This is a genomic window from Paenibacillus sp. 32352 (genome assembly GCF_002042965.1).
Taxonomy (GTDB): Bacteria; Bacillota; Bacilli; order Paenibacillales; family NBRC-103111; genus Paenibacillus_S; species Paenibacillus_S vulneris.
This window is the reverse complement of sequence record NZ_MZNT01000002.1, coordinates 483,475-499,831: the sequence shown is the minus strand read 5'-3', so window position 1 is coordinate 499,831 and position 16,357 is coordinate 483,475. Positions and strand designations below refer to the sequence as shown.

The following is a 16,357-nucleotide window of genomic DNA, read 5'->3' as shown; positions in this document are numbered from 1 at the left end:
TCTCTCCTTTGGTCTTCTGTTATTGTATCGACATTACGAAGGCTCCAGTTAATACCGAAGACCAAAGGAAAAGAGCATACAATCAATGCATAATATAATGATTCAAATAATCATTGCGAAATTTTCCTTCCGGATCATAGCGAAGGAGCAGTTGTTGAAAATCCGGCAGCTTCTCATAAAGCGAGTGCAGCCGTGATGGAGTCATCGCAAACAGCTTGGCCCAATGCGGGCGAGCCTGATAAGGCTCCAGCTTTTCCTCCAGAATCGGGAGCAGCTGTCGAACATCCTCCACAAGGGGCTTCCAGGTAAAGTGGAACGCTACCGAATCCCGCTGGTAGCAAGGACTCATCCATAAGTCGTCGGCCGCAATCGTTCGAACTTCGGAAACGTGCAGGAGTGGTGCTATACGCTCCTTCAGCTGTTCAATTGCTTGAAGTGCGCTATAAGCATCCTGTCGGGCGACAAAATACTCGCTCTGCAGCTCCTCCCCTGCGCTCGGGGTAAAATCCATTCGAAAATGAGGCAGCCGCTCATGCCAGGGCCCAGGTATTCCTAATTGCTCGCTGCAATTTTCCGCCGTGAGTCCTGGCACCGGATGCCGATTTTCCAATGCACGTGCCGCTCCGAAGAAATCCTCTGTAACCGGATCGGCATCTTGGGATAATACCCGCTTCTGCCAAACTTGATTGAAGGCGGACTGCTTCCAATCCGTGAACAGGCTTACACTATAGGCGCTGGAGAATATCGCGTCGAAATTGTCTTTCAATTGTGCCAATGGCAAGTTGTCATATACATGCTGGCTTATTTGAAATACCGGTACGACATCCAGCGTTATCTTTGTAACGACGCCCAATCCTCCAAGTCCGACAACGGCTCCTTCGAGGGTGCCGTCTCCTTGATCACGGGATAGCACGATCTTCTCCCCGTCAGCCTTGATAATCTCGAGGGCATGCACCGCTGCAGCAAGGCTGGCATTCCGATCTCCTGAGCCGTGGGTCGCCGTAGCGCAGGCTCCTGCAACCGTGATATGAGGCAGCGATGCCAAATTGTGCAGCGCAAAGCCATGGCTGTGCAGGTAGCGGCACAACTCGCCGTATCGAATGCCTCCTTCGACGGTTACTTTCCTTCGCTGCTTGTCCAATTCGACCACTCGGTTGAGCTTCTCCAGCGAAAGAAGATTCTCCCTAGAGTCTGCGATGCCATTAAAGGAATGGCGCGTGCCCAGCACCTTGATTCGGTTGCAGCGGGCTACATATTCCTGTACTTGCTCCAAGCTTTCGGGAACATGAAGATTAGTAGTACCATACGTATAATTGCCTGCCCAATTTCTATTGCTTTCCATAAACCGCACACTCCTTGTTGTGATCGAATTCTCAACTACGATAAGATCCTTTTTCTGTCAAATAGACTTGGGTCCATTCCTGTTTGATATAGCTTCCTTTATTGTAACAGCAATAATCCCAAATGATAACTACGAATCTTTCCCCTCCCTTTATAAGAACAGCATCGCCTAACTGCACATACGGCCGCCATCCCGCAAAGGGGTTGGCGGCCGTTAAACGTTTTTTAACCGATTACGTGTTAATTCATTTTATATACCTCAATCTCATTCACGGTCGGCTCCTGACTGGCGGAAGTTATATAAAGCCTTACGTAGCGGGCATTGACCGTATTAAAGTCTATCGTTTTGCCTGCGCCGATCGATGTTCCCGAGGTGCCTGCAATATCCGTGAAGGTCGTACCGTCGTTGGAGGACTGGAGCTTATAAGATGTGATCCTCGTATACGTGCTTTCCTTGATGAAAACCTGGTTAAAGCTTTTCGTTGACCCGAAATCCACACTAATCCATTGATTGCTTGTGGAGCCGCTGGACGCAGACCATCGGGAGGAGACATTTCCGTCAAACGCTTTACCAGCGTCATACGATGAGCTCCAGGAGGAAGAGGCACTGTAGGTCTTGCCGGATGCAAGATTACCGCCGTTCTGGTACCTTTTGTTCTTGGCCCACATCAAGCGGGAGAATATGTCCATGCTGGTGCCGGATCTCGACAAATCCGCATTCGCAAGCGCATAGTACATATCCGGACGAAGCGCTGTCAAGAACAAGTAGCCGCTCCGCGCATAGGTTGTAGGCGCACTGTTCCCCGAGCCGTCGGTGCCATCGACTTTTCCCGCGAAATCATTAGGGCCTCTCATCATGACGTCGGCGTACATATTAGCGATCGGCTTCAGCTGTGCCGCCGTAATCCCGTAACGTCCGCTTAGGAATTGGCGGTAAAAGCCCGCTACATCCAGGCTGCCGTGGCTGTTATCCTCCCCGCTCAGCAGCGTCGGGTTATATCCCCAATTATAAGCAGTGTTGCCTAAGCTGGTGGTATACACCTGTTTGGCGGAGTTATTGGCAAAATACCAGTTCACATTCGCCTGTATGATGCTGTCGTATTGAGATACCAGAGAAGGATTATCCCCGAGAAGCTCATGGGCCATAGCAACATTTTGCAAGCCGTACGAGATCATCATCTGCTGATTCCACGGCATGGCTCCATTCGTCATGTAAGGAGATTGAGACGAAAAGTAGTACTTGTTGCCGTTCGACAAATTGAGCAGCTTGGGAAAAATAAACTGGTTGATCACATAATCGGCTTCAGCTAAAAACTTGGTTGCACGCTGCTTATAGGTTGCTCCATAGCCATAAGGGTCCCCGTCCGGAACCGTCGTGTTCCATATCGAAGGGGTTTTGAGAATGAGCCTTGCGCAGTTCGCAAGATGGCCTATCGGATCCCCGTTGGCCGAATCGGCGGAAGCGGTTCCGCTGCTGTTGCCCGGCCACACAGGTGCAACCGTATTCGTCCATACCGTACGTTGGCCATAGGGCGCGGGCAAAATATCATTTCGCTGCGAAAGTAGAACGTTGCAGAAATAGATCATCCGATCCAGAATGGCGGCGTCGCCCGTCAGTTCATACATGAGCCCCATAGCTTTAATGCTCTCGCCGCTTTTTCCCTGGGCATACTCATTTTGCATAGAATCGGTATTAGGCCATACGACCGGCTGAAGGTCCAATATGTAGGCTTTAAAGGAATTAATTTCATTCTGGGTAACCGGACCATCCAGGCTGTCAACAACCATAGGGCTGGCAGCCTGGACCTGAACGGCACTAAAGGGAGAGAGGCCTGCAAGCAGCAAACCTGTTAACGCAATGCACTTCATCTGAGTCTTGGCTAAAGATAGGAATCTGGACATAAGATAACGCCTCCTTCTTGAATCACCTTGTCGGATAGATGGTACGTGCGCCGCATTCCCTGTACGGCGGATGCAGCTTAAGTCGGACTTGCATCCTCCCCCTTCCCTGTTAGACTAGGCATTCTCTGCTGCACATCCATTTTCATGTGCTGACGTCAGTATAAAGCGCTTTCATCCCAACTTGAATAGACGATATTAACTATTGCTTTAATAAAATTAACTTCACTCCTTATCCTGCACAGCTGATCCGTTCCACTCGCGGGCCATCTGTAATAGACCCTTATCTGTTACGGTATGCCGACGGTGAAGTTCCTGTATACTTTTTAAAGGCTGTAGAGAAATGCGACGCTTCATAGAACCCCGTCATATTAGCGATTTCGCTTATTTTCATCTCTGTGCTCGACAGCAGCTCCTTGGCCCTTTCCAGCCTTCGTTCATGGATATATCGCATCGGCGGGACGCCTAAGTGCATTTTAAAAAAACGGATAAAATAATTCGGATGAAAATGCGCTATTTCCGAGAGTTCGTCAACGGTAAACTCCTTGGACAGGTTTTGATCGATGTAATGGATCGTGTCGATCAGCTTGCTATCGGCTAACCCCGGCAAGGTTAAGCTCTTGTCTGACAGAGCCGTGTCAATGAACAAGGCTAGAATTTCAAAAAGAGCGGATTGAATCTTCAAGGAAGATGTAGGCCATTGACTTCCCCGGTTCGTCATCATTTGACCAAAATGCTTTAACAACAAGCCGCTGTCCTGGACTGTTACGATATTCGGGAGACCGAATGTTTGAAACAACTGCCCCATGGCGATGTTCGAAGTAAAGTGGCACCAATACATCTGATATGGAGGGCCATTGGTTACGGAAAAAGACTGCATCACATCCGCAGGGGCAAAGAACAGCTGTCCTGGCTCCGGCAGAAAGGTTTGCCCGCCGACCGTAATCGAGCCGCAACCGTCCACAATATAGTAAAATTTATTATATTCCGGTATAAAGTCGCGTCTTATCCAGTCCGGAGGGCAATCCGTATATTTTGCATGGATCAGGTCCAGCCTTAGGCTCGAAAGCCGGTGACGCAGCAAGCGGGTGACGCTTTTGGGCATGTTCAATACCATCTGTCTTTTATCCCCTTTTATAGTCCTAAGTTGTTATTTCGTTTATTTTACAACGTTATTCTCCTTTCCTCAAAGCCTCTTTTAAGTCTCGCACCCAATACAAAAGGAGCTGCGTCGTCCGCAAGCTCCCCTATCCCTTTTATGATATCAAGTTTAACCGATGGTTTTGACAACGTTCCCTTCATGGTCCGTTATATTAGTTTTGACGATCTCAATAACCGTCCCTTGCATGGAGGCGAGCTCCAATGTGCTTTCCTTAGGCTGCAATCTGCCGGATAGTTCTTTAGCCGCATCATGATTTAGTATCCAACGAATCTTCTCCTCATCGGCTTCAACTCCAGGTTTATCCCCCGGCTCAAAGACGACGCAGGTTTCCGAACCCAGCAAGGTGAGTGTTTTACCCTTCATAATTCGACCTTGCAGCAGCTTGCCAATAATGTCAGCTTGCTTGGCTCCTAACGTAAGCTTGGAAGGAGTTTTGCTAAACCAGCCCTTCTTTCCTTCCTCCCATGTCAGCTGATCCACATACAGGAAGCCCGTATTGGAGCCTTCCTCCAGCATTCCTCTTTCTACAGCATGGGCAACCGATGGGATCTGTACAATGGATTCTCGCCCCAGATCCGTCATGTACTGTGGAATATAGGGCAAGCTCTCGGAAAGCACGCCTAGCGTATTCCATGTTTGCATCGCCTCAAGTTCATCGGCTGTGATTCCAACCATTTGGATAAATTCAACCCGTCCGTTTGGTGTATCAATTGCCGGAAGCTCCGGGTCCTCTACGAAAGCCAATGCGGTTAACTCTGTATCGGCACCCAGGCATATCGGGCCGTTAGCATCCAGATAATCACCTGATTTAAAAATATTGCCGCTCTTAAATACATACCGTCCCATATTTTGCAGCAAATTCAATGCCCATGCCGGAGGCTCCTCTTCATCTTCCGTCCTCGATAGACGAAGCGTCAGCTCAAACCCATAACCGCTCTCATCCGGAATGTCCGATTCCTTCTCGTAAAGCTCTGAAAAGCCGTATGTGACAAAATGCCAGTGTGGCTGAGGCGAATCACTCTTGTAGACACTGATTCCATCCAGCGGATCTTGACCGCCCAAAGCATAGCTGAGAATCGTCCCGTAATGCTTCGGCTCCTGGTCTCCGTAGATTTTGGACAGTACGTGATCGATAGCGTCCCATCCGGCTGTGCTTGCTTCATTCTCCATTCCCTTGTTCCTCCTATGTTGAGCCCAAAGATCGGACCTGGTACTACTTAAGTATTTCGTCCGGAACCCGTCATTTTGTTAGGTCTTAAGAGAAACAAGTTGTTCGGGAAGCTCTCGCTTATATTTGGTATTGCTTTCTGTTCAGCTTCTATGTTCAACGGACAACCATTCATTATTGTATCTGGAGAAGGGAAAATTGAGCCGCTCCCCCTCCTACTATCTCTTTTTATTTTTGATATACACGATAAGACCTATGACAACAATGGCTAATACACCCAGCACTATCAGGATGTTGTTCCAGTGAATGAACAGGACAAAAAACTCCTTTCATCTGTTAAGTATGAACTATGATTGCGCAGGTACATCCTTCATTTCCATAACCATTCGATAAGATCCCCTGCGCGGCTGATAACCCAGCTTCCGGTTGATCGTCAGGATCCGGACATTCGTGGAATCGTTGTCCGTACGAATGTAGGCTGCTTTGCGAGCTATGGCCAGCTCAATCGCTTTTATCTTAAGTGCCAGTCCAATACTGCGGCGGCGATAGTCGCGGCTGACCCCGGTATATTCATGGTACATGCCGTTCGTCTTCGCATTGTGAAGCACATTGGTTACACCTACATAACGATCGCCAGCAGCGGCGATAAGAACCTGATCGGGAGAGTAACCATTCGCCATCAAATACCACTTCCGCCATTCGGAGATGACGGGGACCTCACCAGTGAAGCCTGGTATATCCACGAGGGTTTCCTTGTAAAGCTCATAGAGCTTGAGCTCTCCGGCCTCCTCACCCTCATCGGCAAGTGTCGTAAACCGAACCCCTTCGTTTTCCAGCTGGGTAATAATATTCCCGTCAACCGTCACTAAGTCGTCCCTTCCTGCTAACGGAAGTACGGATTGATAGGAATGGCGTTCGACGACAAATCCGTTCGTTTCGGCAAAATGCTGCGATGCCGGGTCATCATCCCAGACTTCGGTTACAATTCTACTAGTTCCTAGCGCAGCGGCCCAGCTTACAGCCTGTTCGAACAGCCTTCTTCCCGCTCCCTGACTCCGAAAGGAGGGGTCGACTACCAGGGTATGATTCAAATTCCCCGGTTCCGTCCAAGGTGCTCTCCAAGTCCACAAATAACCGATAACCTCATCCTGATCAGTGACAGCAGCCAATCTCAGCCGATCATAACCGCCTAACAGCCCGTTCTCATCGATAAACGTCCTGCCGACCGTATACAGCTTGCGGTCATCTTCCTCCAGCTTTGCGGCGTCCACGGGCTCGGACCAATAGGTATTTACCAGCTTGGCAATCGCCTCATAGTCGTCGGGCAGACGAAGAGGTCTTACAGTAATTGACAATACCATCTCCCACCTTTTAACAAGTTATTTATGGATAATAATGTCATAATAATGAATAGATGGAAAGATAAATTTCTATTATATCGGTTCTTTCTAACAGTATTGAAGCTTTGGACCCGTGTATTACTGCATCGGCAAGAAAAGTTAATAAATTCGCCTGCCGTTCCATAAGGTATTTAATAGCTGTCATTGTGCCCTGCTTCCCTTCCACACTCCCTGAGGCATGAGACCCGAAAATCTTATTTGTGCGTTCTACATACATACGAGAGCATTATCCTGCTTCACATCCAGGGGGTTGGGGTAAGGAAATTCTAATTAGAAGGTGGATAATGATTCCAGATGGGGTTATGCTTAAGAATAGACAGCACGAAAGCTGGCAGGAGGTGACCCCGCTGTTTGAATTTCAAGATGTATATAATTTATTAACGCTCCTTAATTATTTGTTTGCCTTAGCCATCATCTTCCTGGAGCGGCGCAATGTTGTAGCCACGTGGGCCTGGCTGATGGTTCTGCTCTTCCTCCCAGGCATTGGATTTATCATTTATCTGTTGGTCGGTAAAACGTTGAACAGCCGAAGAATTATAGCCATGAAGGATGAAACACGGGAGGAATTCAACGCCATATCCCGAACGCAGGCGGAGCAAATTGAGCTCGGCGTCATGCATTATGTCGATCCGGCCATGGAAGCTTACCACGACATGATGCACATGAACCTGATGAGCGGCCGTTATTCCATCCTGACCCAAGATAATCAGGTGGACATCTTCACGGACGGCCAAAGCAAGTTTACCTCCCTGTTCGAGGATATCCGTAATGCTTCCCTGTTCATCCATCTGCAATATTATATTGTCCGAACAGATGCACTCGGGCAAGAGCTGCTTCGGCTATTAACCCAAAAAGCTCTGGAGGGGGTTGAGGTCAAGCTGCTGTATGACGATGTAGGAAGCTACGGAATGCAGAAAACATACATCCAGCCCTTGCTTGACGCCGGCGGAAAGGCTGCGGCATTTTTTCCGTCCAAAATCCGTTATTTAAACCTCAGGCTGAATTACCGCAACCATCGTAAGGTGGTAGTTATCGACGGCAAGTGGGGCTATATAGGAGGCTTTAATGTAGGAGATGAGTATTTAGGGAAGGATCCGAAGCTGGGACCGTGGAGAGATACCCATTTGAGGCTGGAAGGCAGCGTCGTTAATGTGCTTCAGGCTCATTTTATGATGGATTGGAATCGAACCCATGCCGCACCCATCAGCTACGATGCCAAATATTTCTCTGAGGACGTCCATCCTCAAGGCGTCGGGATGCAGATTGTATCGAGCGGGCCCCACTCGAATAGACAGCAAATCAAAAACGCCTATATTAAAATGATTCATTCCGCCAAACGGAGCATCTGTATTCAATCCCCGTATTTCGTCCCTGACGAGAGCCTGCTGACTGCGTTGAAAATGGCCGCTTTGTCCGGCATCGACGTTAAGGTCATGATTCCGGACCGTCCGGATCATTTCTTCGTGTTCTGGGCGTCGCGTTCTTATTTGGGCGAGCTGCTGGATAACGGGGTGCGCTGCTACTTGTACGAGGGAGGCTTTCTTCATGCCAAAACGCTGGTGATCGACGGTAAGGTTGCCTCGGTAGGTACGGCCAATATCGATATTCGAAGCTTCAAGCTCAACTTTGAGATTAATGCTTTTATCTATGACACGAAGACGGCCGGCAAGCTTGAAGAGCTTTTTAAGGTCGATCTGGAGCGTTCATTCGAGCTGACTATGGAAACGTACAAAAAAAGATCCTACGTAAGTCAATGTAAAGAGTCCATTGCAAGATTACTGTCTCCTTTATTGTGACGTTTAGCTTTGCAAAAGGTCCATAAATAACAAGCAGCGGCCGCTTAGGCGCCGCTGCGTACAAATCCTTCTTCGTTCAGGTATTCCTCTGCTTCCTCATAGGTTTCGAAAGCGGACTCCAAATGCTGCCTGTCATAGAGGTACCACAGCTCGTCCTCGTAAAAAAGCCGCAGCACAGCCTTGTCTGGTCCGATCCAGAGCTCCTCTCTGCCTTCCGATGACGGTCCCGAAGCCTCAGCCGAATCCGGCGATAGGGAGCGGATCGACGCTGCCAGCAAGCTGCGCAGCTCCTCCTCTGTAAAATCGCGAATATTGACTAGACCCTTGTCGTCAATAGGATATTCGTCCAGGTGCCCCGCATAGACGAAGCCGTTCCCGTTCTTATGCAGGTGGTAGACGACATTTTTGCGGTCGAAGCCGCTGTTCTCATATTGAAAATTCACGCGGCCTAACGAGACATCCTTGCGCGTCAGCTCAGGGAATGATTCGATGATGGCCAGTTTTTGCTCAAAAGTAAGCATGCTCTTTCCTCCGATGTGCTATGTAGCGATTGCGCTGATTATAGCATACGAACTGTAGAAGCTCAAATATATGCAGGTCATTCTGGACAAAACAATTCCTTCGGGGCCATGCTCTGCTTATATGTCTTCAGGTCATACTGCCCTGATGCCGTATCATTAATGAAGGTGAGCTCTATATATTCCCCGCCGCTTCTTCTTACACCGACAATCAGCTCGAAATAGGCTTGACCATGTATGGCATCCACCGGTGATGCTTTAACATCCTGGTTTGAGCTGGTTATACGCTCATTGATCGAAAGGATATGAGCACAATCATATTGCGATAATGATTCCTGATAAATGCTTTGCAATGTGCTCTGGATTAACGGATGCAATTGTTGAAGCAGCGCTTTCTCCAGCAAGTCTTCCCTGGGGGAAGCCATACCAGGATTCCCCCACCCAAGCAAACTTACGATAATCCAAGCGACGAGGGTTATTATCATGTACCGGTGTATTATGGAAGCTCCCTCCTTTTCTATCGTACGCCATCAATTCTCCAGCTCTATGCCCTTCGTCTCCTTCCCAAGGAAAAATACCGCCAAGGCCCCTATCAGAATCGCCGCAAAGAACAGGTAAAAGATCGTCTGAAGCTCCACCCCGCGAGTTACAAGAACACCTACAAGGAATGGAGCAATGACACCTCCGATACGGCCGAAGGACGTCGCCATGCCGACTCCGGTGGACCTTACCCGGGTTGGGTACAGCTCCGGCGTGTAGGCGTAAAGACCGCCCCATGCTCCCAGGTTAAAGAATGACAGGCAGATGCCTGCAGCAATCAGCGATGCTTCCGTCTGGGCAGAGCCGAACCAAAGCGCGCTTAGCGCTGTCAATATCAAATACAGCACAAGCACGAATTTGCGACCGAATTTTTCAATTGCATAGGCCGCAGTAAAATATCCAGGCAGTTGGGCCAACGTCATGATGAGCACGTACTGGAACCCTTTGACCAGCCCGAAGCCCTTCATGACCATAACAGTCGGAAGCCACAGGAACATCCCGTAATACGAGAACACTACGGTAAACCAGAGAATCCAGAGCATGACGGTGGAGCGCAAGTACTGCTTCTGCCACACGGCAGCCCATTGCTCACGAAGTTTCGGCTTCCTTCCCGCCTGATTGCGTACGAATCGCTGAGGCTCTTCTATGGACCTTCTCAAATAGAGCGCATACAACGCAGGTATTGCTCCGATCAGGAATCCTGCCTGCCAGCCGAACCTTGGAATGACGAAATACGAAATAAGAGCCGCCGCAAGCCAGCCGCCTGCCCAGAAGCTCTCAAGCAATACGACTGTCCTCCCTCTCTCCGCTGCCGGCACCGTTTCGGAAACAAGCGTTGATGCTACCGGGAGCTCCCCTCCGAGACCTACTCCTGCAACGAAGCGAAGAATGCACAGCATAGTGAAGCTTGCTGCAAACGCGGACAAGCCGCTTGCAACGGAAAAAAGGAGCAGGGTCCAAAGCAGAATCGTTTTCCGTCCGAAGCGATCCGCCATATAACCGGCCATTGCCGCACCGAATACCATACCAACGGAATTAATGCTAGTAAACACCCCTACCTGCTCCGGAGTCAGATGCCATTGTACGGTCAAGGTCGCTACGATAAAAGAAATGATCCCGACGTCCATCGCATCAAACAGCCAGCTGATCCCCATACTGACCAGCAATGGAGCACGTCTGCCGCTGTGAAGCACTGTGGAGTTGTTCATGTCAATCCCCTCTATTCTCCATTCTTAGGATGGAAGTTAGTATTTCCAGCAAAGCCTTTTATAACCAAGCATTGTACATCAGATTCTTTAAATAATCTACTCCTGATAGTCCATTCTTTAAAAATGAAAAAAGCAGCTGCCGTAGCAGCCGCTTAGATTGATATACTCAATCGCTGACCGTCTTCTTATTTCTCTTAAAGAATGCCATTGGCAGCCCGAACATTTTGCACGGCGGCTTGACCATTCCGCTGCGAATAAAGTGCAGTGCTGCATTCAGTTCTCCCCCCAGCAGAATGATCATACTGGTTAAATACAGCCAGATGAGCAGAACGATGATGCCTCCGATACTGCCATACGTTTTCGTGTAGCTGTTAAAATGATTCACATAAAAAGAAAACAGCAGCGAGGCGATGATCCAGCCAAAAGTCGCCAATAATGCCCCGGGAATCACCTCACGGAACCTCAAACGAACATTCGGAAGAAACGAATAAATGAGGCAGCACAACGTCCAAATAACGAGCAGCGGCACGGCATATTGCGCCCAGGACCATACTGTGGAGAAGTCGCCGGGAAGCTTGGCGGTAACATACAGCCATTCACCGATTTTACGTCCGAATACCAGCATCACGAAGCTTAGCAGGATCGCTACAGCCAGTACGACGGTCGTTCCTAAGGACAAGAGCCGCACCTTCCAGAAGGGACGATCCTCTTCCTGCTCATATGCCTTATTAATTCCTTTGATGACCGCATTGACTCCATTGGAGGCCGACCACAGCGTGGCAATTAAACCGATGGACAGCAAGGAACCGCTCCTGGTCTGCTCGATCTCATGAAACACGTCCGAAATAGTCTTGTTCGATAAATCCGGTAAAACCAAGCTCAAGCGTTCAAGCGCCTCATCCGCGGAGAAGCTGGTAAAGCTCATCAAGGTTCCGACAAAGATCAAGAACGGAAAGAAGGAGAGCACTAGATAATACGTCAATTGCGCCGATAAGGCAGGCACGTCGTCATCCTGAAAGCGGCATGCCAAGTTATGAATCAGAGCTGTGATTTTCATCCCCCAGTGGTACCCCCTCTCTGTACGATGGTGTTTGTCTTAAATACAGGATCAAACCGGTATACTTATTTTATACCCAAAAAACGGAATTCCTTCCCAATGGAAAAGGCTGTCCATTCTATAGCTATCATACACAATTTTGCCAAAAGAAAAAAAGCTTGATTGCTCAAGCCCGAATGTCGAATGAAAAAGCTATGGTTTTCGTCGTTGTATCAATTTAGATACGCTCCCTATCTATTGTCCATTCCACCGTTCTCACAAAGCTTATCCTGTGGATACGGGAACAGTTCACTCATGGGAACGCTTCGGCCTTCCTCGTTTTTGTAAACGACATGCTCGCGCCTAAGCTGCTTCGGGCTCTCCAAACCGCACGCCGCTGCCAGGGAGAACACGCCTTCCCGCATTTGGAGGATATAGTTCATCACGCGCCATTGTTTTTCTTCCGGAGCCAGGGCTGCTTGGTACTTCAGATCAGTCGTCGTCACGCCCGTCGGGCATTTCCCCGTATGACACTGCATAGCCATAATACAGCCGTTAGCCATCATAAACCCTCTTGCGGAATTGACACAATCTGCCCCAAGCGCCAATGCAATAGCCACCTTATCGGGGGTAATCAGCTTCCCGGAGGCAAAGATTTTGATTCGATCGCGCACACCATAAGCTCTGGCGGTATCATCAAGCAGGATAAGAGCCGGGAACAAGGGCAAGCCCATTCCATCTGCCATTGCCTTAAAGGTAGCTCCAGATCCGCCTTCGCTTCCGTCGACCGTTATGAAATCCGGATAAATTTTTAGATCCCGCATGCATTGAAACAATGGCTCCAGCCTTCTTTGATCCCCTACGACGATTTTGATGCCTACGGGCTTCCCGCCTTCTTCCTGCAGCTTCTTGACAAAAAGCAATGTTTCCTCCGAATTCTTGATAAAGGAAAACCGGTTAGGCGAGTTCACCGTTTCTCCGATCTGAACTTTGCGGATAGCGGCAATTTTCTCATTGACCTTTGCCCCTTCCAGATGGCCTCCGCGAATTTTTGCCCCCTGGGCAAATTTCAATTCAAATGCTTTCACATTAAGAATAGCTGCCTTCGCACGAAATTCCTCCATCGAGAAATTCCCGTCAGCATCCCTGAAGCCAAACAATCCGGGTCCAATCTGAACGATTAAATCCGCGCCGGAAGCCAAATGCTCGGGAGCAATCCCGCCTTCCCCGGTATTGAGCCATGTACCTCCAGCCATCCGGGCCCCCGCTCCCGTGGATTCAATATAATGCTCGCCAACCGCCCCGTAGGAAGTGGCTGAAGCGCCGAACATCCCTTTTACCACCCATGGATGTGTGCGAGCCTCTCCGATCATGACGGCATCTTCGTCGGGGTAAAGCCAATTTCTGGCCTTTCCCTCCTTCATCCTCTCTCTGCGCGTAAATAAGCCCTCGTTCACGATTTCGTACTTTTTGCCGGTTACATTCTCGCTGTGCTCCACCCGCAGGTCATCAAGAAGCTTAGGGAACAGATCATTCGAAAGATAATATCCGGAGGCTTCATAATCGCGCTTGGACCCAAAACTGATCAGGTCCGTACGGTACTTCGCCGCAAATACCACCCCGATAAAATCAGACCGGGAAAACGGCTTCCCCTGCGTGTCGTGGTCAAACCAATATTGACGAAACTCAGGGCCAAGCTTCTCCAGCACATACCTGAGCCATCCCAGATAAGGATGGGCGCGGATGATAGAATGCTGCGGCTTTTTCGAAAGAGCGTACATGTAGGCCAATAATGAGACCGGCAGCAAGATCAGGACTAATAACAAAATGACGAGAATCAGCTGCATATTCCTGCTCCTTTTGCATTAGTAAATAAAACGCAAATTGATTATAGGTATGCGCGATTTCACCCAGTATGACTAAATAAAGCTAGTTCCATGCTGAATTAGGGATTTTATGTGCTCCGCACATCGATATAAGTTTTAACGAAATTGCCTGGGAACACTGTGCCCCCGTCCTTAAGGTTGTATTTTACAAGATCGAGATCCTTGAACTCTGTTGCCTGAAGCTTGAAAACAGCTTACTTAGCACGTTGATTTTGGAGTATAGCTATTAACTGATCCGATATTGCTATGACACGCTCACCAGAAATGGTTTTGACCCCTCAATATCTTTCCATCTTAGACCTAGTATCTCACCTTGTCTCATGCTAGTGAATAAAGCGAGAGCGTATACGCAATGGAACCTATCTCTCGCGGTGAACCTGAGAAACTCAGTAGCTTGAACCTTGTGTCCACTTAATTTCTTCTTGACATATCTAGGTATCTTAGCTTTTCTCACAGGATTTTCTTTAATCAATCCATCAGATATAGCTCGTTGTTATAATGGGTAGTCGCGTCACATTGAAGCTTACGTACGTTATCTAACCAGTATTTAAGCCATTCACCAATTCGAGTATGATTTTTACCGATGTACTCATCATCCTGAACTTCTTTTTGAAGTCTAATTAACTCATCATTCGCCTCACGCTTGGTTTTAAAACCTCTTCTTCGTACTTTGGACTTTTATTCCCTGAAAAGTATCCATTACTTTTCGATTTGATAGACATAAAATAGTACAAGATGATAAATGGAGTTGATACTTGTGGGGGATCAAGGTTTAACTGGCATAACCGGCCCAACGGGACCGACAGGTCCGACTGGGCCAACGGGTCCGACTGGATTGACAGGACCCCCAGGACCTCCGGGGCCACACGGAGCAACAGGCCCTGTTGGGCCTACTGGACCGACTGGACCAATTGGCTTTCAAACATTTGGGTCAATGTATAGCGTTGGATCTGTAAACCCTGTTGTAGTAGGAGAAAAAATCGAATTTTTAACCATTGGCCCCTCATTCAATACCACACCAGATACAACGACTAATACCATAACAATAATTGAATCAGGTATATATTTAATTTCCTTTAGCCTAACGATATCTGGAATTACAAATACTGGTAATGGCGCTTCTATTGGGTTCGCTGTTGATAATGGAAGTTTTGGACCGGCGTCCATTTCTAGCCTCATGCCCTCGGGAGTTGCAGGTTTTAGTTTTAATTTAAGTTCTACTCAAATTGCTCAGCTAACTGCTGGCAACGCTCTATCTGTTGTCGCGGTAGGCCAAGTAGGTAATACCGTATTTTATCACAACCCAACATTAACTATTTTGCGAATTTCTTAAGAAGAGGGTTACTCCTCTTCTTTTTTTGTTGAGATTCCTCAAAAGTGCCCGCGCCAGTACATTTAAGCACGCTGCAACCCCATCTTTAAGGCTCTGAAGGTGAATTAGAACCTCTCAGAAATATGCTTCCATTATGCTCTGAAATTCATTTCTTGAGTGAATTACCTTTTCCTTTTGGTGTCATCCGTTCAGCTTGTCGCGAATAGCTTGAGGATCGCTCTCATAAATTGGAACATAATAACTATAAGGGGTTGATCCATATGGCGGACCCGAATGCCGTCTTCGAGCATCAGTTTTGGCTGCAAATTTTGGGCGATCATTCACGGTTTATACACAGCACGTTATCTTCCTCCGAAAGTAAAGATATCGAGCAGTCCGGCCAATTCATACGCCAGTTTGATACGCTGCTTGAGCGCTCCCGCGGCCCGCTGGATCAAGCCCAGCTCTCGGAACTGAATCATGCTGCCTATCAAGCCACCATCCGTCTTCGTGCTTATAAACTGAACCTGCTGGAGAGAAATCTGCTGAAGTCCGTCAAAATGAATTTAACGCCTACCTTTCTGAACCATATGGTCAATGAGCTGGAGGAATATGTCCGCATTCTCGACGAGCTTCTCGCGGGCAAGCCCGTTCCGCATTATCCTCCTCTTCACCACGATTTGATCTGGTTGTCTGATGCAATTTACCACGCTACCGCTCTTTCCAGCGATTTGGACCCCACAGAGAGACAATGGATTGCCAAGAGCAAAGCATTCGAAAAGCAATTTATTGATTTTTATTTAAAATCGGTAGAATTAGCCGGTTATCTGCGTACGATGAGAAGTCAGTATCCTTCATTCATTAAATTTCATCAAGACGTCAACCTAGAATTAACGATATTCATGGCCTTCTTAAAAGAGCTGGAGGAGCTGGAATTGAATAAGGAGCTGCTGAGCAGCTTGAACCCATTAATGCCCGATCATATGTACCGCGAGGAATGCTATTATTTGAAAAAGCTCGCACAATCCGGCGAAATTCCTGCACCGCCTTGTAATCCCGCCACGCCGCGAGTGGAGCGCTAGAAAAGAAGC

Annotated in this window: 13 protein-coding genes and 1 pseudogene; 2 read left to right on the top strand and 12 right to left on the bottom strand. The window is 48.3% G+C overall.

From position 1 onward, the window contains the following. Window positions 1-82: 82 nt before the first annotated feature. The 5 genes from B1728_RS06510 to B1728_RS06490 form a co-directional block, all read right to left on the bottom strand. Window positions 83-1,342 (bottom strand): FAD-binding protein, encoded by a 1,260-nt coding sequence (locus tag B1728_RS06510; RefSeq protein ID WP_079909367.1) that lies wholly within the window; start codon window positions 1,340-1,342, stop codon window positions 83-85. A gap of 239 nt (window positions 1,343-1,581) precedes the next feature. Next, window positions 1,582-3,243 carry a discoidin domain-containing protein gene (locus B1728_RS06505; RefSeq protein ID WP_079909366.1) on the bottom strand — a complete coding sequence of 554 codons (1,662 nt, stop codon included), beginning with the start codon at window positions 3,241-3,243 and terminating at the stop codon, window positions 1,582-1,584. A 280-nt stretch (window positions 3,244-3,523) separates the two neighbouring features. Next, on the bottom strand, window positions 3,524-4,357 hold the full coding sequence (locus B1728_RS06500; protein WP_079909365.1) for an AraC family transcriptional regulator: 834 nt from the start codon (window positions 4,355-4,357) through the stop codon (window positions 3,524-3,526). Window positions 4,358-4,510: 153 nt separating this feature from the next. Continuing rightward, on the bottom strand, window positions 4,511-5,572 hold the full coding sequence (locus tag B1728_RS06495) for a suppressor of fused domain protein (RefSeq protein ID WP_079909364.1): 1,062 nt from the start codon (window positions 5,570-5,572) through the stop codon (window positions 4,511-4,513). 345 nt (window positions 5,573-5,917) lie between these two features. Beyond that, window positions 5,918-6,925 (bottom strand): GNAT family N-acetyltransferase, encoded by a 1,008-nt coding sequence (locus tag B1728_RS06490; RefSeq protein WP_179135910.1) that lies wholly within the window; start codon window positions 6,923-6,925, stop codon window positions 5,918-5,920. A 329-nt stretch (window positions 6,926-7,254) separates the two neighbouring features. Here B1728_RS06490 and cls point away from each other — a divergent pair, with 329 nt between their 5' ends. Continuing rightward, entirely contained in the window at window positions 7,255-8,766 is a 1,512-nt protein-coding gene (gene cls / locus B1728_RS06480) for a cardiolipin synthase (RefSeq protein WP_256865259.1), read from the top strand. Between the two features lie 44 nt (window positions 8,767-8,810). On the opposite strand, the gene B1728_RS06475 is transcribed toward cls, so the two are convergent. From B1728_RS06475 to B1728_RS36525, 7 genes and pseudogenes are all read right to left on the bottom strand, one after another. Continuing rightward, window positions 8,811-9,287, bottom strand: coding sequence for a hypothetical protein (locus B1728_RS06475; protein ID WP_079909361.1), 477 nt, complete (start codon window positions 9,285-9,287; stop codon window positions 8,811-8,813). Window positions 9,288-9,364: 77 nt separating this feature from the next. Beyond that, window positions 9,365-9,709, bottom strand: a complete 345-nt coding sequence (locus tag B1728_RS06470; RefSeq protein ID WP_079909360.1) for a hypothetical protein — start codon at window positions 9,707-9,709, stop codon at window positions 9,365-9,367. 105 nt (window positions 9,710-9,814) lie between these two features. Beyond that, complete coding sequence (locus tag B1728_RS06465) at window positions 9,815-11,032, bottom strand: MFS transporter (RefSeq protein ID WP_079909359.1); 1,218 nt, start codon at window positions 11,030-11,032, stop codon at window positions 9,815-9,817. Window positions 11,033-11,198: 166 nt separating this feature from the next. Beyond that, the gene (locus tag B1728_RS06460) at window positions 11,199-12,089 is read right to left on the bottom strand and encodes a YihY/virulence factor BrkB family protein (RefSeq protein ID WP_079909358.1); all 891 of its coding nucleotides are present in this window, start codon (window positions 12,087-12,089) and stop codon (window positions 11,199-11,201) included. A gap of 230 nt (window positions 12,090-12,319) precedes the next feature. Next, window positions 12,320-13,915, bottom strand: coding sequence for an FMN-binding glutamate synthase family protein (locus tag B1728_RS06455; RefSeq protein WP_079909357.1), 1,596 nt, complete (start codon window positions 13,913-13,915; stop codon window positions 12,320-12,322). Window positions 13,916-14,422: 507 nt separating this feature from the next. Continuing rightward, window positions 14,423-14,614: pseudogene (locus B1728_RS37320) on the bottom strand (site-specific integrase); the annotation flags it as partial. A gap of 258 nt (window positions 14,615-14,872) precedes the next feature. Next, on the bottom strand, window positions 14,873-15,121 hold the full coding sequence (locus B1728_RS36525) for a hypothetical protein (RefSeq protein WP_218672288.1): 249 nt from the start codon (window positions 15,119-15,121) through the stop codon (window positions 14,873-14,875). A gap of 426 nt (window positions 15,122-15,547) precedes the next feature. Between B1728_RS36525 and B1728_RS06440 the strand changes: the two genes are divergently transcribed. Next, on the top strand, window positions 15,548-16,348 hold the full coding sequence (locus B1728_RS06440; protein WP_079909355.1) for a DUF2935 domain-containing protein: 801 nt from the start codon (window positions 15,548-15,550) through the stop codon (window positions 16,346-16,348). The last annotated feature ends 9 nt before the right edge of the window (window positions 16,349-16,357 follow it).